Here is a 25549-nt window from a genome sequence, read left to right on the forward strand (position 1 = left end):
CTCCTCGCGCACACACCGGACAATGCCGTGCCGTCCCGGGCGACGACCGCCTCTGCGGGCCCTCATCGCTTGGCCTCCCGTCGCATGCGGCGAATATTGAAGAGCATCACCGGGATCACGAGGAGCAGCAGCAGGACCGCGATCGCGCTGCCTATGCCCAGGTCCGCCTCGGTGCCGAAGGAGGAGCGGTAGAGCTGGAGGGCGAGCACGTTCGCGTCGGCCTGGCTGGAGCCGGGCGCGATGATGAAGACCAGGTCGAAGATCTTCAGGACGTTGATCATCAGCGTGACCAGGACGACCGCGAGCACCGGCGCGAGCAGGGGGACGGTCACCCGGCGGAACACCTGCCACTCGTTCGCGCCGTCCACGCGGGCCGCTTCCAGGAGTTCGCGCGGCAGCCCGGCGAGCCCCGCCGCGATGAGCACCATCGCGAACCCGGCCCACATCCAGATGTACGAGCCGATGATGGCCGGGGTGACCAGCGTCGGGCCGAGCCATTCGACGCCGTTGTAGGGCTCGTGGAAGTTGCTTTCGGGCAGCCGGAGTTGGGCTCCGTCGGCCGAGGCGGGCAGGGTGAACGTGCCGTCCGCGCCGGCGGTGGCCGAGGTGACGATCTTGCCGTCCTTGACGGCCTCGACCTTGATGCCCTTGAGGCCGAGCTCCTTGGCGTCGATGACGCCCGGACGGCCGCCGCCGCCCTTGGTGAAGTCGAGCCAGACCGTGCCGGTGACCTTGCCCGGGTCGGCCTTGGCGGCCTTCGCGGTCCCGGCCGACGCCGGCATCTTGTCGGCGGCGACGCCCACGAGGGGCAGCAGGGCGGGGTGCCCGGCGTGCACCGCGTCCCGGGTGATGAAGGTCCCGCCGCCCCCGTCCTTCAGCGGCGCGCTGGGCAGCGGATGCGCCTTGGGATAGCCGGCCGACTCGGTGAACGTGTCGTGCACGCCCACCACCACCGCGTTGGCGACCCCGCGCGCCGGGTCCTGCTCGTACACCAGGCGGAAGATGATGCCCGCGGCGAGCATCGAGATTGCCATCGGCATGAACACGATGAGCTTGAACGCCGCTCCCCAGCGCACCCGTTCGGTCAGTACGGCGAAGATCAGGCCGAGGGCGGTGGCGATCGTCGGGGCGCAGACGACCCAGATCGCGTTGTTCTTCACCGCGGTGCGGATGGTGTGGTCGGTGAACAGCGTCTTGTAGTTGTCGATTCCGGCGAATGAATGACCGGACTGATCGAAGAACGATCGATAGATCGAGAATCCGATCGGATAGACCACGAGCGCACCGAGCAGCACGAGCGCGGGCAGCAGGAAGGCCGCCGCGATCCACTTGCGGGTACCGGTGACGCTCTTGACGGCCTGGGGCGCGGGCGGTGTGGCGGGAGGCGGCGCGCCTCCCGCCGTGGCGGTCGTCATCGCCGGATCAGCTCTTGAACGCCGCGGCCGCGTCGGCCTCCAGCTTGGACTGGGTGCCCACGATGTCGGACGGGTTCTTCAGGAAGTCCTGGAGGTCCTTCCACTCGCCCTTGCCGGGCGTGCCGCCGAAGGACTGCGGAGCCTGGTCCGACATGTCGAAGCGCACGTTGTCACCGGCCGCGACCAGCGACTTGGCGATGTTGCGCTGTACGTCATTGGGGTACGCGCCGGCGTCCAGGGCCTTGTTGGGCGAGATGAAGCCGCCGGCCTTCGCCCAGATCTGCGCGGCGTCGGTGGACGCGAGCCAGGTGAGCAGCGCCTGGGCGCCCTTGGTGTCCTTCAGTGCCACGGCCGCGTCGCCGCCGGTCACGACCGGAGCCTTGTCGCCCACGGCAGGGAACGGGAACGCCTTGGCGTCGGTGCCGATCTTGGCGGAGGTCTCCGCGATGTTGACGGAGGCGAAGTCGCCCTCGAAGACCATGCCCGCCTTGGGCTGGTCGCCACCCGTGAAGGTCTGGGTGACGGAGGCCGGGAACTCGGTCTGGAGCGCGCCGTTGGTGCCGCCCGCGATGAGGTTCGGCTTGCCGAAGAGCTGGGCGAGGGTGGTGAGCGCGTCCTTCACGGACGGGTCGGTCCACTTGATGGCGTGCTTGGCCAGCTGGTCGTACTTCTCGGGCCCGGCCTGGGAGAGATAGACGTTCTCGAACCAGTCGGTGAGCGTCCAGCCGTCCGCGCCGCCGATGGACACCGGGGTCACGCCGGAGGCGGAGATGGTGTCGGCGGCGCTCAGGAAGTCCTTCCACTTCGCGGGCACGCTGACGCCCGCGTTCTGGAAGACCTTGGTGTTGTACCAGACCAGGGACTTGTTGGCGGCCTTGAAGTAGACCCCGTACTGGGTGCCGTCGACCGAGCCGAGGTCCTGCCACACCTTGGAGTAGTTCGCGGCGAGCTGCGCCTTGGCCTCGGGCCCGGCGGGCTTGGCCCACTTCTTCGCCACGGCCTGCTGGATCGCGCCGACCTGCGGGAGCATCGCCACATCGGGCGGGCTGCCTCCGGCGATCTTCGTGCCGAGGAAGTTGACGATGGGGTCCTGGGCGGGCACGAAGGTGACGGTGGCCCCGGTCCGCGCCTCGAACTCTTTGAGCACCTTCACGAAGTTGGCCTGCTCGGGCCCCGTCCACACGGCGGCGACCTCGATCTTCTCCCCGCTGAGCTTGGGGAGTTGGACCCCACCGCCCGTGGAGGCGGAGGCCGAGGCGCTGGCGGACGGCCCGCTCTTCTTCCCGTCGTCGCTGCTGCACGCGGCCGCACCGAGCGCGAGGGCGCCGATGGCGAGGGCGGACATGAGGGTGCGACCTGTTGTCGTGGTGCGTGTGGTGGTGCGGCCTGTACGAGTGCTGCGCATGCGTGCCCCGTCTCTCCCGTGCGCGTACGAACCGCCGCGCCCGGTGACGCAGGCGCCGCCGCTCTCGTCCCGTGCGACAGTCCTACGCCGGGTGTGGGGGCGCCGCAATACCGCCTTCGCTGTCCAGTTGATGATCGTGATGGGCTTGTGACGTTGGGTGCTGCGGGATGCCCCAACTGCCTCCCTTTGCAGCCGGGTTGATCCGCCGGGGGCCGCGCGCGGCGGCCCCCGGCGTCACGGCAGAGGCGGCACCGAGGGCGCGTTGACCAAGGACGCCGCGCGGTCGAGGGCGCTCGCCAGCAGGGCCAGGTCGGTGGGCCCGTTGCCGAGCTCGCGGACGGGCCGGCGGGCCGGCGGGTCGCCCATCCGCTCCCACTCCAGGACCACGACGGTGGGCCGCTGTGTCGCGGTGCGCGGTATGCGCCCGGTGACCCGGCCGCCCTGGAACGGCACGGACACCCCGTCCGCCTGGTGCAGCCGGCCCCTTCCCGGGGACGGTTCCTCCGGCGAGGGTGATGCGGGCGGCGGATCGAGGACGACGCGGTGCCGGACGCCGCGCGCGAGCTCCGTGTCGGCCGTGCGGTCCGGCCGGGCCGAGGCCGCCACGAGGTGCACCCCGAGCCGCTCGCCCTCGCGGGCCACCGCCTCCAGGGCCCGTACGACCGAACCCGCGGCGGGCCGCCCGGGGCTGCCGAGCGCGGGCGCCACCAGCGCGTCCAGATCGTCGACCAGGACGACCAGGCGGGGCAGCGCGGGCCCCTCCTCGGTGCGGCTGCGGGCCACCGGGCGCAGCCTCAGCGTGCTGCTGCCCGGCGGATCGAGGTCGCCCCGGCTCTCCGCGGCGGGGGCCTGCCGCTGCCCCACCATGCGCCCGGCGACCTCGCGCTGGGTCTGCCACTCCGCGAAGCCGAGCCCGCCGAGCACCTCGGCCCGGCGCTTCAGCTCGGCACCCAGGGCCTGTGCGAACTCCCGCATCCGTACGGGGTCGGAGGCGATCAAGTGCGTTGACACATGCGGGAGTTCGGTGCAGGGCCGCAGTCCCTCGCCGCGCTCGCCGCCCGCTCCGTCGACCAGGATCAGGGCAAGCCGGTCGGGCCGGGCGCCCGCCGCGAGGGAGGCGGCGACGGCCCGCAGCAGCTCGGTGCGGCCGCTGCCGGGCGGCCCTTCGACCAGCAGGTGGGGGCCGTCGGACGCGAGATCCACGCCGACCGGGCCGCGCGGCCCGGTGCCGAGCACGACCGCCCCGTCCGGCGCCGACTCCCAACGCGCCATCAGGGACGCCGGGGTGGCCCGGGCAAGCCCCAACTCGTCAAGCAGACGCGAGGACTGGGGCAGCGAGGAGGCGAGGCGCCCGGCCGAGGCCGCCGTGCCGTCGCCGGTGCGCAACGGGGCGAGGGCGCGGGCGAACCGCTCGGCCCAGGCGCGCGAGACCGCGTCCATCGTGGCCACCGTGCCGTGCCCGGCGGGCCGGCCGCCCGCGATGCGCAGCAGCCGCAGCGCCGTGGCCACATCCCCGCTGAGCAGCGCGACCGCCCCGCATTCACGGAAGGCGAGCGAGGCCGCGCACGCCGTCTCGTACGTCGCCGCGACGGGGGACGCGGCCGATGCGGGCGGGGCGTCCGCGAGGCACAGCAGATGGATGCCGGCCGCGGCGCCGGCCGCGGCGAGGCGTGCGGTGGTCTCGCGCAGCGGGGCCGAACCCGGGTCGCCGTCCACGACGACCACCGTGAGCGGGCCCTCGTAGCGGGCGGCGGCCTCGGCCACCGCACTCCGCTCGGCCGAGGCCCAGCCCGGGCCGAGCGGGCCCGCGTCGAGCCGTCTGACCAGCTCCGCCGTGCGTGCCGTCGCCTGGTCGCGGTCGTAGGCGAGGAGCAGCCGGCAGTCCTGGCCGTGCGCCGGGCGGACCTGGGGGAGCCAGCCCAGCCAGTCCCACTCGGCGGTGCGCGCCTGGAGGGGGCGCGACCGGTCCGTGCTGATGAGGACGATCTCCAAGGTGGTCGGCGCGTGCAGCGCGGCCAGCTGGGCGATCGCCGAGCGGGCCAGCCCCGCGAGCCGCTCGCGGGGCCCGGCGAGCCCGAGCGAGCCCGCCTCGCGCAGCCCCACCGTGACCGGCACGGCCGCCAGCTCGCCCCGGTCCGCGGTGCCGACCCGGATCGCGAGTGCCTCCGGATGACCGGGCTCGCGCTCCCACAGCCGGGGTCCGGGGCCGAGCGCGGTCAGGAGCAGCGCGGCCGGGTCGGGCCAGCTCTCGGGCGCGGGCTCGGCCGGGGGGCGGTGCGGCTCGGCGGGCGACTGCTCGGGTGCCATCTCGCCGCGCCCGCCGGCCAGCCGCCGGGCCCATGCCCCTATCCCGCGCCGTCGGCCGCCGTCGGCCGCATCCGCGCGGGCGTGCTCGGTCTCGTCAGGGCCGGGCAGGCCTTCGGGGAGCCGGGTGCCGCGCAGCGGCGTGCCCTGCCGCCTGCTCGGCGGCGCCGCCTCCCGATGGTCGTCCCGCCCGTCGTGCCCGTACCCGGACGGCGCTCCCAGCGCGTCGAACCCGCCGCCGTACGCCCCCTCGTGCCCGCCCGGCGTGCGGGGGGACGTACCGAAGGAGTGGCTCGTCTCGCCCGACGGGCCCGGCGGAGGGGTCAACTCCGTTACAGGATCGGCCGGTTGGGCCGCTGCCGTACGAGGAGTCACCCGAAGGTGTCCATCGCCGTCCGGTGTGGTGACGAGGGAGGGCTCCGCCTCGGGGCCGCCGGGGGAGAGCCGCAGGGCGGACTCGCCGATCCGCAGCAGCGCGCCGGGGGCGAGCCGGACCGGCCGGGCGCCGATCTCGCGGCCGTCCAGGCGGGTGCCGTTCGTGGAGTTCAGGTCGGCGACGCTCACCCGGCCGTCCTCGCCGACCGTCACCTCGCAGTGCCGGCGCGAGACGTCCGGATCGTCCAGCGCCACGTCCGACTCCGTGGAGCGGCCGATGCCGATGCGGCCGCCGTGCAGCAGGTGGACGCCGCCCGCGTCGGGCCCCGCCACCACGTGGAGGCGGGCCGGGGCCGGGCCGTCGTGGGCCGGCTCGCCCTCGGCGGGGGAGGCGAGCGAAAGCACCGCGCCGTCCACCAGCGGTGGCTCACCCAGGATGCGGCGCTGCGCGTCGAGCCGCTCGCGGCCCGCGTACAGCACCACGGAAGCGCCCGAGACCTCCGCGCCGGAGGCGGCCGAGGCCAGGCCCGACGCGACGGCCGCGAGTGCCGTCCCCGCCGGGGCGGTGACGAGCACGTCGCAGGCGCGCGCCGCAGCGTGGCCGCTGCGCGGCGCGAGGACGGTCAGCCGGATCTGCATCGCCTCGGCGGTCCCTTCTGCGCGGGGGTGCCAAGAAGGGGGAGCAGCCCTGTGATTCCCCCCACCCGGCACACAATTCGTGCTGAGGGCATCCTCGCACCTGTCACTGACAACGCGCCCGTCGCCCACCTTTAATTGATCTTGATTGGTCGGCTCGGGACGCAATTGTGGACGGAAAAGTGGCTGGTTACGACCGAGTGGGGCATTTCGAAGAGGTGCCGGGCACGGCCGTTCGGCAACCTTCCGTGCGAAGACCGCGTCTTTCCCGAGAAGCATGAGAAGACGGTGAACAACCTGGTGGCACCGACCGCACGACCCGTCGGCGCGGTCGGGGGCGGCACTAGAGTGGGCCGGAAACCCACACAGCAATGGACGCGAGCAGCAGGGAGCGCATGACGTGCGGCCGGTAGGCAGCAAGTACCTGCTCGAGGAGCCGCTCGGACGCGGCGCCACGGGCACCGTCTGGCGAGCCCGCCAGAGGGAGACCGCGGGCTCGGAAGCGTCCGTGGCGGGCCAGCCGGGCGAGACCGTGGCGATCAAGGTCCTCAAGGAGGAGCTCGCCAACGACGCGGACGTGGTGATGCGCTTCCTGCGCGAACGCTCCGTGCTCCTGCGGCTGCGCCACGACAACATCGTGCGCACCCGCGACCTGGTCGTCGAGGGCGATCTGCTCGCCCTGGTCATGGACCTGATCGACGGCCCGGACCTGCACCGCTACATCCGCGAGAACGGCCCGCTCACCCCGGTCGCCGCCTCCCTGCTCACCGCGCAGATCGCGGACGCGCTCGCCGCGAGCCACGCCGACGGCGTCGTGCACCGCGACCTGAAGCCCGCCAACGTCCTCCTGGACGAGCGCGACGGCGCGATGCACCCGATGCTCACCGACTTCGGCATCGCGCGCCTGGCGGACTCCCCGGGCCTGACCCGAACGCACGAGTTCGTGGGCACGCCCGCGTACGTCGCGCCGGAGTCCGCCGAGGGCCGCCCGCAGACCTCCGCCGTGGACATCTACGGCGCCGGAATCCTGCTGTACGAGCTGGTCACGGGCCGTCCGCCGTTCGCGGGCGGCACCGCGCTCGAAGTCCTGCACCGCCACCTCAGCGAGGAACCGCGCCGGCCCACCACCGTCCCCGCGCCGCTGTGGACGGTCATCGAGCGCTGCCTCAGCAAGGACCCGGACCGCCGGCCCAGCGCCGAGAACCTGGCGCGCGGGCTGCGCGTCGTCGCCTCCGGCATCGGCGTCCACTCCACCTCGGCCCAGGTCGAGGCGGCCGACGGGGTGGGCGCCCTGCTCGCGCCCGACCCGGCGCCGGCCCCGGTCCCCGAGGCCCCGGGCGCGGCGGACCCGACGCAGGTCCTGCCGAGCAACGCGGCCTCGTACGACCCGGCCGCGCGCACCTCGGTGCTGCCGCAGACGGGCCAGGCCCAGCACGCCGACCCGACCGCCGTCATGCCGCCGGTGCCGCAGGGCCAGCCGCAGCCGCAGGAGCCGCACCCCTGGCAGTCCCAGCTCCAGGCCGCGCGCGACCGCAACGAACAGACCCAGGTCGGCTACCTGCCCCCCGAGCAGGACCCGCTGCGCCGCCGCCCGCACCGCCAGCAGCAGCCCCCGCAGGGCTACGGCCAGCAGGGCCGGCAGCCTCCTCAGGGCTACGCCCAGCAGGGCCCGCCGCAGGGCCGCCCGCCCCAGCACCAGCAGTACGCGCCGCCGCCGCAGCCCTACCAGCAGCAGCAACCGCAGCAGTACGCGCCGCAGCGCCAGCAGTACGCGCCTGCGCAGCCCCCGCCGCAGCAGCCGCAGGCTCCCGCCCGTGAGCCGCGGGAGCCCCGCGAGCCGCGCCGGCGCAGCCCGAACCGGATGCGGATTCCGGGTCTGGGCTGCCTCAAGGGCTGCCTGTTCACGTTCCTGCTGCTCTTCGTCGCGGGCTGGCTGATCTGGGAGCTCACCCCGCTCCAGGACTGGGTCGCCCAGGGCAAGAGCTACTGGCAGGCCATCGGTGACGGGATTTCGACGGTATCCGGCTGGATCAAGAGCATCGGCGACGCCGGAAAGTAGCGGGCACAGGGCTCTCACAGGGCTCCGCCCTGCCGGTCCGGGACGCGACTTCGTGGATTTGTCGACTTCCAGAGGGTGATTTCGGCGCCAGAAGTGAAGGTTGGCGTCCCGGCCGCGTAGCCTCAGCGTGCACAGCCAGCCGCTGAGGGAGCAGTCTTGGCACGGAATATCGGCAGCCGGTACACCGCCCACCAGATCCTGGGCCGCGGCAGCGCCGGCACGGTGTGGCTCGGCGAGGGGCCCGAGGGCCCCGTCGCCATCAAGCTGCTGCGCGAGGACCTCGCCGCCGATCAGGAGCTGGTCGGCCGCTTCGTGCAGGAGCGCACCGCTCTGCTCGGCCTCGACCACCCCAACGTGGTGGGCGTGCGCGACCTGGTGGTGGACGGCAACGACCTCGCTCTGGTCATGGACCTGATCCGGGGCACCGATGTGCGCACCCGCCTGGACCGCGAGCGCCGGCTCGCCCCCGAGGCGGCCGTGGCCATCGCGGCCGACGTCGCCGACGGGCTCGCCGCCGCCCACGCGGCCGGCGTGGTGCACCGGGACGTCAAGCCCGAGAACATCCTCCTGGACATGCAGGGCCCGCTCGGCCCCGGCGGCGCCCACCCCGCCCTGCTCACCGACTTCGGCGTCGCCAAGCTCATCGACACCCCCCGCCGCACCAAGGCGACCAGGATCATCGGCACCCCGGACTACCTGGCACCCGAGATCGTCGAGGGCCTCCCGCCGCGCGCCGCCGTCGACATCTACGCGCTCGCGACGGTTCTTTACGAGCTGCTCGCGGGCTTCACCCCGTTCGGCGGCGGCCACCCCGGCGCCGTGCTGCGCCGCCATGTGACCGAGACGGTCGTCCCGCTCCCGGGCATCCCCGACGAGCTGTGGCAGCTGATCGTCCAGTGCCTGGCCAAGGCCCCGGCCTCCCGCCTGCGCGCCTCCGAACTCTCGGTCCGGCTGCGCGAACTGCTGCCCCTCGTCGCGGGCATGCCCCCGCTCGACGTGGACGAGCCGGACGCCGAAGGCACCGAGGACGAGGAGGCGTACGAGGACCCGTACCCGACCGTCCCCACCACCCCGCGCCGCGGCGCGGTCCCGCTCGTGCCCGGGGCGCAGCACGACTCCGCCAACCGTGACACCCACACCAGCATGCGCGTCCCCGGCCCCGACGAGCTGGCCGGCGGCCCGCTCGGCACCGCCCGCGCGCCCCGCCCCTCCGGCGCCCCGCGCCCCGGCTCGGCCCGCCACCGCGCCGACCAGGTCCGCAAGCGCCGCCTCGTCCTGACGGCGGCGGCGGTCGCCCTCGCGGCGGCGGTCGGCGTCGGCGGCTGGCTGGCCCTGAGCGACGACTCCGGCAAGCAGTCCCCGCCCCAGGACACCAAGAACTCGGCGCCGGTCGTCCCCTAAGGGGTGCCCGATGGGTCATGGCCGGGGTCGCGGCGTCTGGCACGGCACCTCGCGGCGTTGCCGAAACGTCCCGAGAGCTCCGCTATCGGGACGCTCCGGCGCCTTGCGATGCACCGCACCAGACGCCACGCCCTACCCGACCCTGACCCATCGGACACCCCCTAGGACATGGATGATCAAGCCGCCCGGGGAACGCCGGAGCGCGCAGCCGTTACGCTGGACCCGTGGCAGTCGTCGATGTATCCGAAGAGCTGAAGTCCCTCTCCTCGACCATGGGGTCGATCGAGGCCGTCCTGGACCTCGACACGATGAGGGCAGATATTGCTGCGCTCGAAGAGCAGGCGGCCGCCCCGTCCCTCTGGGACGACCCGGAGGCGGCGCAGAAGATCACCAGCAAGCTTTCGCACCTCCAGGCCGAGCTGCGCAAGACCGAGGCCCTGCGCGGCCGGATCGACGACCTCGGGGTGCTCTTCGAGCTCGCCGAGGAGATGGACGACCCGGACACCCGCACCGAGGCCGAGGCCGAGCTGGAGTCCGTGCGCAAGGCGCTGGACGAGATGGAGGTCCGTACCCTCCTGTCCGGCGAGTACGACTCCCGCGAGGCGCTGGTCAACATCCGCGCCGAGGCCGGCGGCGTCGACGCCTCCGACTTCGCCGAGCGCCTCCAGCGCATGTACCTGCGCTGGGCCGAGCGCCACGGCTACAAGACCGAGGTGTACGAGACCTCGTACGCGGAAGAGGCCGGCATCAAGTCGACCACCTTCGTCGTCAGCGCGCCCTACGCCTACGGCACGCTCTCCGTGGAGCAGGGCACGCACCGCCTGGTCCGCATCTCGCCCTTCGACAACCAGGGCCGCCGCCAGACGTCCTTCGCCGGCGTCGAGGTGCTGCCGGTCGTCGAGCAGTCCGACCACGTCGAGATCGACGAGTCCGAGCTGCGCATCGACGTGTACCGCGCATCGGGCCCGGGCGGCCAGGGCGTCAACACCACGGACTCCGCGGTCCGCATCACGCACATCCCGACCGGCATCGTGGTCTCCTGCCAGAACGAGCGCTCGCAGATCCAGAACAAGGCGAGCGCCATGAATGTCCTCCAGGCCAAGCTCCTCGAGCGCCGCCGCCAGGAGGAGCAGGCGCTGATGGACTCGCTCAAGGGCGACGGCGGCAACTCCTGGGGCAACCAGATGCGTTCGTACGTCCTGCACCCGTACCAGATGGTCAAGGACCTGCGCACCGAGTTCGAGGTCGGCAACCCGCAGGCGGTTCTCGACGGCGAGATCGACGGCTTCCTCGAAGCGGGCATCCGCTGGCGCAAGCAGCAGGAGAAGTAGGCCTGTTGCGCGCACGCTGTGAGCGCACCAAGACGCCGGGTCCCGAAAAGGGGACCCGGCGTTTCCCGTTGTGGTGGTTGCGTGTGCCCGAGGTGGCGGTTCGGTAGCGGGGCGGGGCGAGAACATGTCCTGCGGCCGAATTCGCTGGCGCAAGCGGGAATTGAGCGACTCGGCGCTTTGTCGACATCCGAACTCCCCTGCGGAAGGCGTCAGTTCCGGTCTTCTGTCACAGTCGTATTCCCGTACGCCCGGCAAGTAGGGCGATTTCGGGCATTGCGTACGCAACGACCTTGACGCGATCTTTAAAACTGGCAAAGCTAACGCGCGGCATGCGTATCTCTGGGGCGCGTGTGACGGGGGAGGGGCTCAATCGCTCTCCCCGGCGTTGCCGCCCCGGGCGCTGCTCCACGACGAGACAGCTACTGGGGGTAGCAGGCAGATGACCAAGAACACGCGGGTCCGCGTCGCGCGGATAGCAGCCGGTGCGGTGATTGCCGCCGGCGCGTCCCTGACCGCCGCGGGGGCGGCCCAGGCCGTCGGCTTCGACTCCAATGACGGCAAGGCCAAGAGCACCTTCGACGAGCCCTGCATCCCGGGTACGCCGCTGTGCGACACCACGGGCGGCCAGACGACCGGTTCGACCACCGACGGTACGACCGGTTCCACCACCTCGGCAGGCACCACGGGCTCGACCACCTCTTCGGGCACGACCGGCTCGACCACCTCTTCGGGCACGACCGGTTCGACCACCTCCGAGGGCACCACGGGCTCGACCACGTCGGGCACCACCGGCTCCACGACCTCCGGTACCTCGGGCGCCACGGGCTCCACGACCTCTGGTACCTCGGGCACCACGGGGTCGACGACCTCGGGCACCTCCGGCACCACGGGGTCCACCACGTCCGGTACCTCGGGCACCTCGGGCACCACCGGATCCACCACCTCCGGTACCTCGGGCAGCACCGGGTCCACCGGTTCCACCGGTTCGACGGGCTCCACGGGCAGCACCGGTTCCACGGGCTCGACCGGTTCCACCGGCAGCACGGGTTCGACGGGGTCGACCGGTTCCACCGGCAGCACCGGCTCCACGGGCAGCACCGGCTCGACCGGGTCCACCGGTTCGACGGGCTCCACGGGCAGCACCGGTTCCACGGGCTCGACCGGTTCCACGGGCACCACCGGCAACACCGGCACCAACCCCGACACCGTCGGGTCGCAGCCGGTCGAGCAGGGCAAGCAGAAGGAGGAGCTCGCCGCCACCGGTGCGGGCGGGACCACCTTCCTGCTGATCGGCGCCGCGACCATGATCGCGGGTGGCATCGGCTTCCGCTTCATGCCGCGCCTCGCGGGCGGTCGTAACGTCGCGTAAGCAGTAGCTGACGCAGAAGAGGGCCCCGGGTGCGTTCTGCACCCGGGGCCCTCTTCGTGTACGGACCGACGGATCAGACGGTCTGGTGGGCCAGCAGGGCGAAGGCCGCTATCAGGACGATCAGGAGCGTCACCAGTGCCGCCGGGCTCAGGGCTCCCCACTGGCTCTCCTGCTGCAGGCGCTCCCGGTTCGCCCGGCAGACACGGCAGCGGCCCTCGCTCACGGGCGCCGCGCAGTTGGCGCACACCAATCGGTCATAGGTCATGCGCTCTCCTCCTCCCGCGCGGCGGAGCCGGCGCATACAGCGTTCAACCCGCTATCTCTCCGCTCAACGCTCAGGGAAACGCAACCGTTCCCCCTACCACTGTGCCAGCTCCCGCGCGTTTCGGCGCGCCCCGCCTGATTCATCCCGGTCCGGGCCCCCGACTCAAGGGACATAAGGTGCATCCCCAGACGTGGCCTGCGCGGGCTCGTCCCGTTCGCGTAAGGTCACGCACACCTATACTCCCGGCCGACCCGTGGTGCACCCGTGATCCGATTCGACAATGTCTCCAAGACCTATCCCAAGCAGAACCGACCAGCCCTGCGGGAAGTCTCCCTCGACATCGAGAAGGGGGAGTTCGTCTTCCTTGTCGGCTCGTCCGGTTCCGGGAAGTCGACCTTCCTGAGACTCGTCCTGCGTGAAGAGCGTGCCAGCCATGGGCAGGTGCACGTGCTCGGCAAGGACCTGGCCAGGCTCTCCAACTGGAAGGTGCCGCACATGCGGCGCCAACTGGGCACCGTCTTCCAGGACTTCCGGCTGCTCCCCAACAAGACCGTCGCGGAGAACGTCGCGTTCGCCCAGGAGGTCATCGGCAAGCCGCGCGGCGAGATCCGCAAGGCCGTGCCGCAGGTGCTCGACCTCGTCGGGCTCGGCGGCAAGGAGGACCGCAGGCCGGGCGAGCTCTCGGGTGGTGAGCAGCAGCGCGTGGCGATCGCCCGCGCCTTCGTCAACCGGCCCATGCTGCTCATCGCGGACGAGCCGACCGGCAACCTCGACCCGCAGACCTCCGTCGGCATCATGAAGCTGCTCGACCGGATCAACCGGACCGGCACCACCGTAATCATGGCGACCCACGACCAGAACATCGTCGACCAGATGCGCAAGCGCGTCATCGAGCTGGAGTCCGGCCGTCTCGTACGAGACCAGGCGCGCGGCGTCTACGGCTACCAGCACTGAGCGCCGTAGAGCACTCGTCGAGCACTGAAAGGCTGAAATCGTCGCCATGCGCGCTCAGTTCGTACTCTCGGAGATCGGGGTCGGTCTCCGCCGCAACCTGACCATGACGATCGCCGTCGTCGTCTCCGTCGCCCTCTCGCTGGCCCTGTTCGGCGGTTCGCTGCTGATGCGGGACCAGGTCAACAACATGAAGGGCTACTGGTACGACAAGGTCAACGTCTCGATCTTCCTCTGCAACAAGGCGGACGCCGAGAGCGTCGCCAAGTGCGCCAAGGGGGCGGTGACCGCCCAGCAGAAGAAGGACATCGAGGCCGACCTCAAGAAGCTGGACGTCGTCCAGACGGTGTCGTACGAGTCGGCCGACGAGGCGTTCAAGCACTACAAGGAGCAGTTCGGCAGCTCCCCGATGGGCGGGTCGATCACGCCGGACCAGATGCAGGAGTCCTTCCGGGTCAAGCTCAAGGACCCGGAGAAGTTCGCCGTGGTCGCCACCGCCTTCGCGGGCCGCGACGGCGTCCAGTCCGTCCAGGACCAGAAGGGCATTCTGGAGAACCTGTTCGGGCTGCTCAACGGCATGAACATGGCGGCGATCCTGGTCATGTTCGTGATGCTGATCGTCGCGCTGATGCTGATCGTGAACACCGTGCGCGTCTCCGCCTTCAGCAGGCGGCGCGAAACCGGGATCATGCGTCTGGTGGGCGCCTCCGGCTTCTACATCCAGGCGCCGTTCATCATGGAGGCCGCCTTCGCCGGGCTGATGGGCGGTGTGGCCGCCGCGGGCTTCCTGGTCGTCGGCCGCTACTTCATGATCGACCACGGGCTCGACCTGGCGCACAAGCTGAACCTCATCAACTTCATCGGCTGGGACGCGGTGTTGGCCAAGCTGCCGCTCGTGCTCGCGGCCAGTGTCCTGATGCCCGCGCTCGCGGCCTTCTTCGCTCTGCGCAAGTACCTCAAGGTCTGACCCCGCCTGTGACACACGCCCCGGGCGCCGTGGGAGCAACAACCCCTGCGGCGCCCGACGTTTGTCCTAGACTCGGCGCCATGTCTGGCCCGGAGCTCTGTCCCAGGCCCCGCGGCGTGCGCCGCGGGGCGGCTCTGGCATTGGTCTTCGCGAGCGTCCTGGTGACGGCGGCAGCCACCAACTGCCTTCCGCAGGAGCAGAGACCCGCCGCTTTACCGGCCGGGAGCGCGGCGGCCGCCCTCGACCCGCGCGAGGGACACACCGCCCGCGGCGGCGACCGCACCGCCGAGGACGTGACCCGCGCGGCCGCCGAGGCGCAGGCCGACGGCAAGTCCGCCACCCGCGCCGCCGAGGAGGCCGTGGACCGCAGCGGGGACCGCTGGGGCGCGGTGTACGACAAGGGCCAGTACGAGCAGTACACGGACGCCCTCGACGGCCGCTACACCGGTGTCGGCCTCTGGGTCGCCCGCACCGCCGACGGCCGCACCCAGGTGACCCGGGTCCAGTCCGGCGGCCCCGCCGCCCGCGCCGGCGTCGAGGCCGGCGACTTCCTGCGCAGCATCGACCACTGGTCCGCCGACGGCCGGCCCGTCACCGAGGCCGTGTCCCGCCTCAGGGGCGACGCGGCGGGCAGCAAGGTCGTCGTCGGCCTTCAGCGCGGCTCCCGCAGCTGGCAGCAGACGCTCGGCCGGGCGGTCCTCGACACGGAGGACGTGGCCGTCCAAGAGCTCTCCGCCGAGGTCGTGATGATCAAGGTGACGGCCTTCACCAAGGGCTCCGGCGAGCGGGTGCGCGCCGCCGTGCGCCGGGCCCCCAAGGACGCCGGGATCCTCCTTGACCTGCGCGGCAACAGCGGCGGCCTGGTCGGCGAGGCCGTCACCGCCGCCTCCGCCTTCCTCGACGGCGGCCTGGTCGCCACGTACGACGTGCACGGCAAGCAGCAGGCGCTGTACGCGGCCGACGACGGGGACGGCGCGAGACCCCTGGTCGTGCTGATCGACGGCGGCACCATGAGCGCGGCGGAACTCCTCACCGGCGCACTCCAGGACCGTGGCCGCGCGGTCACCGTCGGCTCGCGCACCTTCGGCAAGGGGTCGGTCCAGATGCCCACCGGCCTCGCGGGCGGCTCGGTCGCCGAGCTGACCGTCGGCCACTACCGCACCCCCTCGGGCCGCGGCCTCGACGGCAAGGGCATCACCCCCGACCTTCCCGTCACCGACCGCCCCCTCGAACACGCGAAGACCGTCCTGAGCGGTCTGGGCGGCACGTCTTAAACCTGTTGCGCCGGGGTGAGAAAATGGCCGCACTATGGCTAAGAACACGGGCAAGGACAAAGAGAAGGACAGCAAGCGCAAGCTGGTCGCGCAGAACAAGAAGGCACGGCACGACTACCTCATCATCGACACCTACGAGTGCGGTCTCGTACTCACCGGTACCGAGGTGAAGTCGCTGCGCCAGGGCCGCGCCTCGCTGGTCGACGGCTTCGTCCAGATCGACGGCGGCGAGGCCTGGCTGCACAACGTGCACGTGCCGGAGTACGCGCAGGGCACCTGGACCAACCACAGCGCGCGGCGCAAGCGGAAGCTGCTGCTTCACCGGGTCGAGATCGACAAGCTGGAGTCGAAGTCGGGGGAGTCGGGCCACACGATCGTGCCCCTTGCGCTGTACTTCAAGGACGGCCGGGCCAAGATCGAGATCGCGCTGGCCAAGGGCAAGAAGGAGTACGACAAGCGGCAGACGCTGCGTGAGAAGCAGGACCGACGCGAGACGGACCGCGCCATCTCGGCGGTCAAGCGCAAGGAGCGGGCGAGCCTGCGCTAGGCAGGCAGCGGCCCGCGCGGAATAGGCTGGCACCCTCGGGCGTTGGTCACGTACGATGGCATCAGCCCCTCACCGCAGGGGCGCCTTTTGAAAACACCACATGGGGATGATCGGTTTCGACAGCGGATGTCGAAGCAGGGGAAGCGTGTCGAGGAAGCGGCAATGATCTCGTAAACCATATGTCGCAAACAATAATCGCCAACACCAAGCGCGATTCCTTCGCCCTCGCTGCCTAAGTAGCGACTTGCGAAGTGTCAGCCCGGGGCTGTTCCCGACCCGGATCCTGGCATCAGCTAGGGAACTAAACTTCTAGACCCGGTCACGGGGTCTAGAAGGAAATCAAACAGTGGCTGGGCCCGTCGGCGACTTGTTCGCGTGATTGCCGGGGCCGAGAAAATCGCAGCGAACTGCACACGGAGAAGCCCTGTTTTTGCACCGTTGGACGCGGGTTCGATTCCCGCCATCTCCACAATTCCCATGTAGGCGAAGGCCCCGCTGTTCCGACAGCGGGGCCTTTGTCGTGCCCGGGGCCGGGGTCAGGCGACCGGCTGGCCGGTCAGCATGCCGAGGAGCTGGTCCATCTCGTTGCGCCACAGGCGGTGGACGTTCATGCGGGTCGGCTTCGGCTGTCCTGGCAGCTGGCAGCGGAACGAGCTCCACAGTGTGTTCCGCCGTACGTCACTGATCATCCGCATCGCCTCGGCCGGCGGGATAGCCGTGACGATCTCCTGCGGGCGGTTGTTCCAGCGGCTGGCCCGGTGCAGCAGCACGGCCTGCTGGGTCACGGTGATGAAGTAGTACGACAGGAAGCACTGGCCTATGACGCCGAGCATGCTCATCAGCCAGACGCTGGGGCCCGCCACCGCCTGGATCATGACGATCGGACGGTCCTGCGGATTGGCCTGCGCGATCGCCTCGGCGACCTGTTGCTGGATGGTCGACTTCTTCATGGCCATGGGGATGGGCCTTCCTGATACGTGGTCATGCTCAAGCGGAGGGGGACGTCCCGCTTATCGGCGGGGCGGTGCAGCGTACCGCCCGGATCCGGCCGCGCTCACCACCAGGGCGACGGCCGCCGCGCAGACCGGGATCAAGTACCCCATCTCCGCGCCCGCTTGGTCGATGACCTGGCCGCCGATGGCCGAGCCGGCCGCGATGCCGCCCAGGATCGCGGTCACGGCGAGGGTCATGCCCTCGTTCAACCGGCCCTCGGGGGTGAGGCGCTGGATCAGGGTCATGCCGGTGACCATGGTGGGTGCGGTGGCGGCGCCCGCGCACAGCAGGGCCGCGGCCGGCGCGAGCAGTGAGCCGCCGGCCCGTGCCGCGAGCAGTGGCAGGCACATCAGCACGGTCATGGCCCCGACGCAGCCGACGAGCCGCCGGGGCACGCTGCGGGCCGGGCGGACCGCCCCGTACAGGAGCCCCGCGACGCACGATCCGGCCGCCTGGAGCGCGAGCACGCCGCCCGCCGCGGACCGGTGGCCGAGCCCGTCGGCGTACGCGATGGTGACGACCTCCAGGGAGCCGAACACCGCGCCGGTGGCGAGGAAGACCGCGAGCAGCGGGGCGAACCCCCTTGTGCGCAAAGGGGACTTGGCGGCGGGAGTGCGAGGTGCGGCGGGCGGTTCGGTCGTGCGCTGGGCGGCGAAGAGCAGGATGCCTGTCATCAGCAGGACCGCGCCGACCAGGGTGCCGGCCTCGGGGAACAGGGCCGAGCAGAGGAAGGCGGCGGCGACCGGGCCGAGCATGAAGCAGAGCTCGTCGGCGGCCTGCTCGAAGGAGTTGGCGGTGTGCAGGGCGGCCGCGGCTTCCGGGGAGGAGCCGCGGTGCAGGTGGGCCCAGCGGGCGCGGGACATGCCGCCGGTGTTGGGCGTGGTGGCGGTCGCGGCGTAGGCGGCGAACAGGGTCCAGTCGGGGGCGCCGAAGTGCACGCACAGGACCAGGGCCAGCGAGCCACAGACCGCAACTGTCGTTGCAGGTACGGCAATTCGGGCCTGGCCGTGCCGGTCGACGAGCCGGGCCGTCCACGGGGCGACGAGCGCGGTCGCGGCGAGACCGGTGGCGGTGACGGCGCCCGCGAGGGCGTATGAGCCGCGCGCGCCCGCGATCATGATCACGGCGCTGACGCCGAACATGCCCATGGGGAGCCGGGCGACGAGATTGCCCAGCGTGAAGGCGCGGGCGCCAGGGGTGCGGAAGAGGCGTATGTACGGGTTCTGGCGTCGGTCGAGCGGGGTCGTTTGCGGCATGCCCACGATCCTTGTGGCGGCCGGTGGTTGGGGTCCAACACCTGATCAGGGCCCATTCACGCACTCTTGTTGTCAACGCCCGTGATGTTGTTGACTTCACCCTCGTGCCCCACGACCTGGACCCGCGCCTCCTCCGCTCGTTCGCCGCCGTCGCCGAGGAGCTGCACTTCACCCGCGCGGCCGCTCGTCTGTTCGTCGCCCAGCAGGCGCTGAGCCGCGATGTCCGGCGCCTGGAACGGGAGTTGGGTGCCGATCTCTTCGTGCGCACCACCCGGGCCGTCGCGCTCACGGCGGACGGGGCACGGCTGCTGCCGTACGCCCGCAAGGTGCTCGCCGCCTACGACGAACTGCGTACCGCATGGGCGGGCGGCGGCTCCGCGCGGCCGCTGCTCGTGGACATCTCGGCGCCCGTCGGCACCGGGGCGCGGGTGCTCGCCGAGGCCCGCGAACAGGCGCCCGGCGTCGAGTTCGTGGCCCGGTTCATCAGCGGGCTCACCGGGGCGGCGGCCGAGATCCTGGCCGGGCGGCTCGACGTCTCCTTCGGCCGGGTGGCCGGACTCGACCCGGCGGTGCTCGCGGGGCTCGGCCACCAGCCGGTGCGCTACGAGCGGATGGCCGTGCTGCTCGACGAAGGGCACCGGCTCGCGGGCCTGGCCGAGGTGCCGTTGGCCGCGCTGGCCGGCGAGACGCTGTACGCGGCGGCGGGGAATCCGGCCACCGCCGAGTGGACCGACCTGGCGGAGCGGCTCTTCGCGGGGCGCGGCATCGAGATGGCCGCGCCGTTCCCGGAGATCGCGGGGGAGGAGGAGTTCGTCCGGGTGGTGCGCAAGCAGGGCTGGTCGGTGCTTGCCAGCACCGAGTTCATGGACGTGCCCGGCATGGTCGTACGCCCGCTGACCGGACCCGTACCGCTCGCGCCGGTGTCGTTGGTGTGGCGCAAGGGGCTCTCGCATCCCGGCGTGGACGTCCTGCGGCGGGTCGCCGACGAAGCCTCGGGGGCGCACGGCTGGCTGGAGAAGCCCTCCGCAAGCTGGCTGCCCGAGCCCGACATGTCCCTGATGGTGGCCGATGCCCCGCATGTGGCCCGCCGAAGGCGAACATCGCGCGATACGTGAACACATGTCCACAGCCACGTGCGCTACATTCATCGCCCGGGTGCGGCGGGATAGTGGGGGCGCTCGGAACGGGTGGGGTTTCCCCGTTCCGGATGGTGGTGCCCGGGAGTCGTGCGCGCAACCCGCGAAACACATTCAGGGAGTGCGTACGAAAATGGACAGTCGGATATCCAACGGGCCGGGCGGACAGCCCCGTCCCGGCCACCCGGTGGATCAACAGCAGCCACGCGACGCGACGATGCAACTCGGTGTGTTCGCGGAGGAATTGACCACGCCCACGCGGCGTCTGACCAAGCCCGAGCCGCAGCTGACGAAGCCGGAGCCGCAGGCCGTCAGGTCCGATCCGCGTCTGACGAAGCCCGATCCGCGGGTGGCCGGGGCCGTGCCGCAGGCGAGCGTGCCCACGCAGCAGTTCACCAAGCCCGCACCGCAGGCCGTCAGGCCCGACCCCGAGCCCCTTTCGCGGTCCATGACCGAGAAGATTCCCACCTTCAAGCCGCTGCGGGCGGCCTCGGCCGAGCAGGCCGTGTTCGTCGACGCCAGCGGAAAGCGCGGCAAGAAGCTGCGCTGGCTGGGCTGGCTCTTCGGGCTCGCGGCCACCGGCTTCGCCGTGGCGCTCGTCGGCTCGCTGCTCGGCGGCAGCGCCCGCGCCCCCGGTCTCAACCTCCCCGACAAGGCCGACGCCGTGACGGCGCCGCCCCAGGCGACCGCCTCGCAGGCCCCGCAGCCGAAGGCGTCGCCCTCGAAGAAGGCCGTGGTCCCCGCGCACAGCGCCTCCAAGGCGCCCTCGCCCAAGGCCTCCAAGTCCGTGCCGCACAGCGCCACCCCGGTGACGGGGCACAGCCCGGTGAACACCAAGGTCTCCCCACGCCCCGGCACCTCGCACAAGCCGGCCGCGCGGGCGGCCATCCCCTCCGCCGGCAAGACCGGCGCCTGACCCCGCCGTCCCGGCCCGCCCGCAGTGGTCCGGACGACAGCGGCCCCAGCACCAACCCCGTACGGCGCCCCCAACGTCGTACCGCCCGAAGGCGTAACGACACCTGCCATGAGAACCACCAAGGCGAAGCCGCGGCCAACGCGGCGCAAGCGGCTGCCCATGCGCTATCTGCTGCCGCTGCTCCTGCTCGTCGCGCTCGTCGCGATGCTGATGCTGCGCGGCTATGTGCACAGCGAGATCCAGGCGGACCACCGCGTACGCGACCCCGCGCCCACCGACAAGGTGCCCGACAAGATCATCGACGGCGGGCCGGTCATCGACGCGCGCAACGCCGCCAAGCCGGTCAGCCTGCGGATACCGGACCACAAGATCGTCATCACCTTCGACGACGGCCCGGACCCCACCTGGACGCCGAAGGTCCTGGACGAGCTGAAGAAGTACCACGCGCATGCCGTCTTCTTCGTGACCGGAACCAACGCCTCGCGCTACCCGGACCTCATCAAGCGCATGGTCGCCGAGGGCCACGAGGTGGGCCTGCACACCTTCAACCACCCCGACCTCTCCTACCAGTCGAAGTCGCGCATCGACCGCGAGCTCTCCGAGAACCAGCTCGCGCTCGCGGGCGCCGCGGGCGTGCACAGCTCGCTCTTCCGGCCGCCGTACTCCTCGTTCGCCGACGCCATGGACAACGACACCTGGCCGGTGGTCCAGTACGTCGGCAGCAAGGGCTACATCGTCGCGCTCGACTCCACCGACAGTGAGGACTGGCAGCGGCCCGGCGTCAAGAAGATCATCCACAACGCCACCCCGGAGGACGACAAGGGCGCCATCGTCCTGATGCACGACTTCGGCGGCGACCGCTCGCAGACCGTGGCCGCGCTCGACAAGTTCCTGCCGGACATGCAGGAGTCGGGCTACAGCTTCGTCAACCTCACCACCGCGCTCGGCGCACCGAGCGCGCTGACGCCGGTCACGGGCATGGACCTGTGGAAGGGCGAGGCCTTCGTCGGCGCCGTCCAGGTCGCCGAGCACACCACCGACTTCCTGGTCGTGGGCCTCGCCATTGTCGGCGTGCTGGTCTTCGCCCGCTTCGGGCTGATGCTGATCCTGTCCTTCGTGCACGCCCGCAAGGTGCGCAAGAAGGACTTCCAGTGGGGGCCGCCGGTCACCGAACCGGTCTCGGTCCTGGTGCCCGCGTACAACGAACGCGAATGCATCGCCAACACTGTTCGTTCGCTCATGGCGAGCGATCATCCGATCGAAGTGATCGTCATCGACGACGGTTCGAGCGACGGCACCGCCGACATCGTCGAGGCGCTGGGCCATCCCAACGTGCGCGTGGTGCGCCAGGAGAACGCCGGCAAGCCCGCCGCCCTCAACAACGGGATCGCGCACGCCCGTTACGAGCTCGTCGTGATGATGGACGGCGACACCGTCTTCGAGCCGTCCACCGTCCGCGAACTGGTCCAGCCCTTCGGCAACCTGCGGGTCGGCGCCGTCGCGGGCAACGCCAAGGTCGGCAACCGCGACTCGCTCATCGGCGCGTGGCAGCACATCGAGTACGTGATGGGCTTCAACCTCGACCGCCGCATGTACGACCTGCTGGGCATCATGCCCACCATCCCCGGCGCGGTCGGCGCGTTCCGCCGCCAAGCCCTGGAGCGGGTCGGCGGCATGAGCGAGGACACCCTCGCCGAGGACACCGACATCACCATGGCCATCCACCGCGACGGCTGGAAGGTGGTCTACAGCGAGAACGCCCGCGCCTGGACCGAGGCCCCCGAGTCCGTCCAGCAGCTCTGGTCGCAGCGCTACCGCTGGTCGTACGGCACCATGCAGGCGATCTGGAAGCACCGCGGCGCCATCAAGGACCGCGGTCCCTCCGGCCGCTTCGGCCGCTTCGGACTGCCGCTGGTCGCCGCGTTCATGGTGCTGGCCCCGCTGCTCGCCCCGCTGATCGACATCTTCCTGCTGTACGGGATCGTCTTCGGCAAGACCGAGCAGACCATCGTGGCCTGGCTCGTCGTGCTGATGATCCAGGGGATCTGCGCGGCGTACGCCTTCAGGCTCGACAAGGAAAAGCTGACGCATCTGCTCTCGCTGCCCCTCCAGCAGGTCCTGTACCGGCAGCTGATGTACGTCGTGCTGCTCCAGTCCTGGATCACCGCGGTGACCGGCGGTCGCCTGCGCTGGCAGAAGCTGCGCCGCACCGGCGTGGTCGAGGCGCCGGGCAACCCGGCTGAACGGAAGGCCGCGGGATGACCTCGTACGTGGAAGTTCCGGGAGCGGCGGCCACCCCCGCCGCCCCGGTGCCCCGGGCGCCCGTGCGCGACCGGTACTTCGACTTCCTGCGCGCCCTCGCCCTGTTCCGGGTGGTGCTCTACCACCTGATGGGCTGGGCCTGGCTGCCGCTGGCCTTCCCCTCCATGGGCGTGATGTTCGCGCTCGCCGGAAACCTGATGGCCCGCTCCCTGAAGCGCCCCGCCGTCCAGGTCGTACGGGGCCGCCTGCGCCGGCTCCTTCCGCCGATGTGGCTGCTCGGCGCGGTCGGCATCACCGGCATGCTCGCCCAGGGCTGGGGCCCCGACTCCGACGGACACCCCGCCTGGTGGTGGGGGCACCTGCTGTTCTGGGTGGTCCCGCTCAGCGACCCGCCGTACGGGGCAGGCCTGCCCGGCATCCACCACGTACTGGGCGACAACTGGGGCGCGAACCTGGCCGAACCGCTCTGGTACCTGCGGGCCTACCTGTGGTTCGTGCTGCTCTCACCGCTGTTCCGGATGCTCCTGCGGCGCCTGCCGTGGCTGACGATCCTCGCTCCGGTCGCGATCGCCGCGCTCGTGGACTTCGTGGACCTCGGTCTTCCCCAGCGCATCGACTCCGCGCTCACCGACTTCGCCACCTTCGGCGCCTGCTGGATCCTCGGCATGGCCCACCAGGCGGGCGTCACACGGAAGTTGCCGAACTATCTGATCCCCTCGCTCGCCCCCCTCGTGATGGCCCTCGGCTACTGGTGGGCCGTGCGCGGCGGGTACTCGATCACCGGCGACACGGAGCTCGACTCGATCCCGCTCGCGCAGACCCTGTGGTCGCTCGGCGCGGTGCTCCTGCTGCTCCACATCAGCCCCTCCTGGGAACAGTGGCCGGCCCCGCTGCGCCGCTGGGACCGCCTGATCACCCTGCTCAACTCGCGGGCCGTGACGGTCTACCTCTGGCACAACCTGTGCATCCTGGTCGCCGCCACCGTCTGGGACGACCTGTGGAGCATCGACGCGCTCGCCGGAGCGGGCAAGTTCCTCAACAGCTCGTGGCCGGTACTCGCCGTGACCTGGGTCCTCATCGGCCTGTGCGTGCTGTGCTTCGGCTGGGTCGAGGACGTCGCCGCCAAGCGCCGGCCCCGGCTCTGGCCCGCCTGACCGACCCGGGCGGCGGCGGTCTCACCGCCGCCGCCCGGGCCCCGTGAAGACACGGTTGCACCCCGGTCACCCGGCGGCACGCGGCCGAAACGCTCCCTCCCTACGGTCGCTGTCACGTGAAGCGAACCGACCGTGGAGGCATGATGGCTGGCCGTTGGATCGAGCGGTGGGACCCGGAGGACGACACCTTCTGGCGGGAGACCGGCGAGCGCGTCGCCCGGCGCAACCTCTTCCTGTCCGTGTTCTGCGAACATGTCGGGTTCTCCGTGTGGAGCCTGTGGTCGGTGATGGTGCTCTTCATGGGCCCCGGCTACGGAGTGGACCCCGCGGGCAAGTTCTTCCTGATCTCGGTGGCGACCCTGGTCGGCGCCCTCGTCCGCATCCCGTACACCTTCGCCGTCGCCCGCTTCGGCGGCCGCAACTGGAGCGTCTTCAGCTGCCTGCTGCTCCTGGTCCCGGCCGTCGCCGCCTGGCTCGCCATGGAGCCCGGCACCTCGTACACCACGTTCCTGCTTGTCGCGGCCATCGCCGGGGTCGGCGGGGGCAATTTCGCCTCCTCGATGACCAACATCAACGCCTTCTTCCCGCTGCGCAAGAAGGGCTGGGCGCTCGGCCTGAACGCGGGCGGCGGCAACATCGGCGTACCGGTGGTGCAGCTCGTCGGGCTGCTCGTCATCGCGACCGCCGGGGCCACCCAGCCGCGCATCGTGCTCGCCGTCTACATCCCGCTGATCGTGATCGCCGGGCTGTGCGCGGCCCTTGGCATGGACAATCTGGCGCCGGTACGCAACGACACCGGCGCTGCCAAGGAGGCGCTGCGCGACGCGCACACCTGGATCATGGCGTTCCTGTACGTCGGCACGTTCGGCTCCTTCATCGGCTACAGCTTCGCCTTCGGCCTCGTGCTCCAGACCCAGTTCGGCCGCACCCCGCTCCAGGCCGCCTCGCTCACCTTCATCGGACCGCTGCTCGGCTCCGTGATCAGGCCCGTCGGCGGCCGCCTCGCCGACGTGTACGGCGGCGCCCGCATCACCCTGGGGAACTTCGCCGCGATGGCCGCCGCCACCGGCGTCGTCCTGTACGCCTCGGTCCAGAAGTCGCTGCCCGTCTTCCTCACCGGGTTCATCGCCCTGTTCGTGCTCAGCGGGCTCGGCAACGGCTCCACGTACAAGATGATCCCCGGCATCTTCCAGGCCAAGGCCCTCGCCCGCGGGCTCTCCGGCGAGGACGCGGCGGCCTACGGGCGACGGCTCTCGGGGGCCGCCATGGGATTCGTCGGGGCGATCGGCGCGCTCGGCGGGCTCGCCATCAACCTCGCCTTCCGTCAGTCCTTCCAGACGGTGGGAAGCGGCACCGCCGCCTTCGCCGCCTTCCTGGCCTGCTACGCCGCGTGTTTCACGGTGACGTGGGCGGTATACGTCCGCCGGCCTGCCCGGACACCGGTCTCCGCCGCACCGGCGCCCGCGTACGCCGAGGTGTGATCCTTGACGGTGGGAGGTGACGTAACACCCGGGAAACCATGGTGAACCCCGG

General features: G+C 71.4%; 19 protein-coding genes and 1 other RNA gene. 14 read left to right on the forward strand and 6 right to left on the reverse strand.

Annotated elements, in window-relative coordinates:
- Positions 1–62: 62 nt before the first annotated feature.
- The 3 genes from IE206_RS26045 to IE206_RS26055 all read right to left on the reverse strand — a co-directional run bounded on the left by IE206_RS26045 (position 63) and on the right by IE206_RS26055 (position 6138).
- Positions 63–1415 carry a carbohydrate ABC transporter permease gene (locus IE206_RS26045; protein ID WP_189966108.1) on the reverse strand — a complete coding sequence of 451 codons (1353 nt, stop codon included), beginning with the start codon at positions 1413–1415 and terminating at the stop codon, positions 63–65.
- 7 nt (positions 1416–1422) lie between these two features.
- Complete coding sequence (locus IE206_RS26050; protein ID WP_189966386.1) at positions 1423–2760, reverse strand: ABC transporter substrate-binding protein; 1338 nt, start codon at positions 2758–2760, stop codon at positions 1423–1425.
- A gap of 294 nt (positions 2761–3054) precedes the next feature.
- Positions 3055–6138 (reverse strand): FtsK/SpoIIIE domain-containing protein, encoded by a 3084-nt coding sequence (locus tag IE206_RS26055; protein WP_189966110.1) that lies wholly within the window; start codon positions 6136–6138, stop codon positions 3055–3057.
- Between the two features lie 397 nt (positions 6139–6535).
- Here IE206_RS26055 and IE206_RS26060 point away from each other — a divergent pair, with 397 nt between their 5' ends.
- The 4 genes from IE206_RS26060 (at position 6536) to IE206_RS26075 (ending at position 12295) form a co-directional block, all read left to right on the forward strand.
- On the forward strand, positions 6536–8194 hold the full coding sequence (locus IE206_RS26060) for a serine/threonine-protein kinase (protein WP_189966113.1): 1659 nt from the start codon (positions 6536–6538) through the stop codon (positions 8192–8194).
- Positions 8195–8350: 156 nt separating this feature from the next.
- Positions 8351–9595 (forward strand): serine/threonine-protein kinase, encoded by a 1245-nt coding sequence (locus IE206_RS26065; RefSeq protein WP_189966115.1) that lies wholly within the window; start codon positions 8351–8353, stop codon positions 9593–9595.
- Between the two features lie 224 nt (positions 9596–9819).
- Positions 9820–10926: a peptide chain release factor 2 gene (gene prfB / locus IE206_RS26070; RefSeq protein ID WP_189966117.1), complete on the forward strand. Its 1107-nt coding sequence runs from the start codon at positions 9820–9822 to the stop codon at positions 10924–10926.
- Between the two features lie 439 nt (positions 10927–11365).
- Positions 11366–12295: a hypothetical protein gene (locus IE206_RS26075; RefSeq protein ID WP_189966119.1), complete on the forward strand. Its 930-nt coding sequence runs from the start codon at positions 11366–11368 to the stop codon at positions 12293–12295.
- Between the two features lie 73 nt (positions 12296–12368).
- Here the strand turns inward: IE206_RS26075 and IE206_RS26080 are convergent, their stop codons facing one another.
- Positions 12369–12560: a hypothetical protein gene (locus IE206_RS26080; protein ID WP_189966121.1), complete on the reverse strand. Its 192-nt coding sequence runs from the start codon at positions 12558–12560 to the stop codon at positions 12369–12371.
- Between the two features lie 264 nt (positions 12561–12824).
- On the opposite strand from IE206_RS26080, the gene ftsE reads away from it, so the two are divergent.
- The 5 genes from ftsE to ssrA all read left to right on the forward strand — a co-directional run bounded on the left by ftsE (position 12825) and on the right by ssrA (position 16771).
- Positions 12825–13514, forward strand: coding sequence for a cell division ATP-binding protein FtsE (gene ftsE / locus IE206_RS26085; RefSeq protein WP_053727228.1), 690 nt, complete (start codon positions 12825–12827; stop codon positions 13512–13514).
- Positions 13515–13560: 46 nt separating this feature from the next.
- A complete protein-coding gene (gene ftsX / locus IE206_RS26090; RefSeq protein ID WP_189966123.1) occupies positions 13561–14478 on the forward strand; it encodes a permease-like cell division protein FtsX in 918 nt (305 codons plus the stop codon).
- 80 nt (positions 14479–14558) lie between these two features.
- Positions 14559–15752: a S41 family peptidase gene (locus IE206_RS26095; protein ID WP_189966125.1), complete on the forward strand. Its 1194-nt coding sequence runs from the start codon at positions 14559–14561 to the stop codon at positions 15750–15752.
- A 34-nt stretch (positions 15753–15786) separates the two neighbouring features.
- A complete protein-coding gene (gene smpB / locus IE206_RS26100; RefSeq protein ID WP_053727225.1) occupies positions 15787–16299 on the forward strand; it encodes an SsrA-binding protein SmpB in 513 nt (170 codons plus the stop codon).
- Between the two features lie 102 nt (positions 16300–16401).
- Positions 16402–16771, forward strand: a transfer-messenger RNA (tmRNA) gene (ssrA, locus tag IE206_RS26105).
- A 64-nt stretch (positions 16772–16835) separates the two neighbouring features.
- Here the strand turns inward: ssrA and IE206_RS26110 are convergent.
- Both IE206_RS26110 and IE206_RS26115 read right to left on the reverse strand, forming a co-directional pair.
- On the reverse strand, positions 16836–17255 hold the full coding sequence (locus IE206_RS26110) for a hypothetical protein (RefSeq protein ID WP_189966127.1): 420 nt from the start codon (positions 17253–17255) through the stop codon (positions 16836–16838).
- 54 nt (positions 17256–17309) lie between these two features.
- Complete coding sequence (locus IE206_RS26115) at positions 17310–18548, reverse strand: MFS transporter (protein WP_189966129.1); 1239 nt, start codon at positions 18546–18548, stop codon at positions 17310–17312.
- A gap of 104 nt (positions 18549–18652) precedes the next feature.
- Between IE206_RS26115 and IE206_RS26120 the strand changes: the two genes are divergently transcribed.
- The 5 genes from IE206_RS26120 to IE206_RS26140 all read left to right on the forward strand — a co-directional run bounded on the left by IE206_RS26120 (position 18653) and on the right by IE206_RS26140 (position 25497).
- Positions 18653–19663: a LysR family transcriptional regulator gene (locus IE206_RS26120; protein ID WP_189966131.1), complete on the forward strand. Its 1011-nt coding sequence runs from the start codon at positions 18653–18655 to the stop codon at positions 19661–19663.
- A 154-nt stretch (positions 19664–19817) separates the two neighbouring features.
- A complete protein-coding gene (locus tag IE206_RS26125; RefSeq protein WP_189966133.1) occupies positions 19818–20600 on the forward strand; it encodes a hypothetical protein in 783 nt (260 codons plus the stop codon).
- A gap of 159 nt (positions 20601–20759) precedes the next feature.
- Entirely contained in the window at positions 20760–22862 is a 2103-nt protein-coding gene (locus IE206_RS26130) for a bifunctional polysaccharide deacetylase/glycosyltransferase family 2 protein (RefSeq protein ID WP_189966388.1), read from the forward strand.
- The gene (locus tag IE206_RS26135; protein WP_189966135.1) at positions 22859–24016 is read left to right on the forward strand and encodes an acyltransferase family protein; all 1158 of its coding nucleotides are present in this window, start codon (positions 22859–22861) and stop codon (positions 24014–24016) included. The genes IE206_RS26130 and IE206_RS26135 overlap by 4 nt, the downstream gene beginning before the upstream one ends.
- Before the next feature lie 143 nt (positions 24017–24159).
- Positions 24160–25497 carry a nitrate/nitrite transporter gene (locus IE206_RS26140; RefSeq protein ID WP_189966390.1) on the forward strand — a complete coding sequence of 446 codons (1338 nt, stop codon included), beginning with the start codon at positions 24160–24162 and terminating at the stop codon, positions 25495–25497.
- Positions 25498–25549 lie beyond the last annotated feature (52 nt).

Origin of the sequence: Streptomyces violascens (genome assembly GCF_014649955.1) — a bacterium.
Taxonomy (GTDB): domain Bacteria; phylum Actinomycetota; class Actinomycetes; order Streptomycetales; family Streptomycetaceae; genus Streptomyces; species Streptomyces violascens.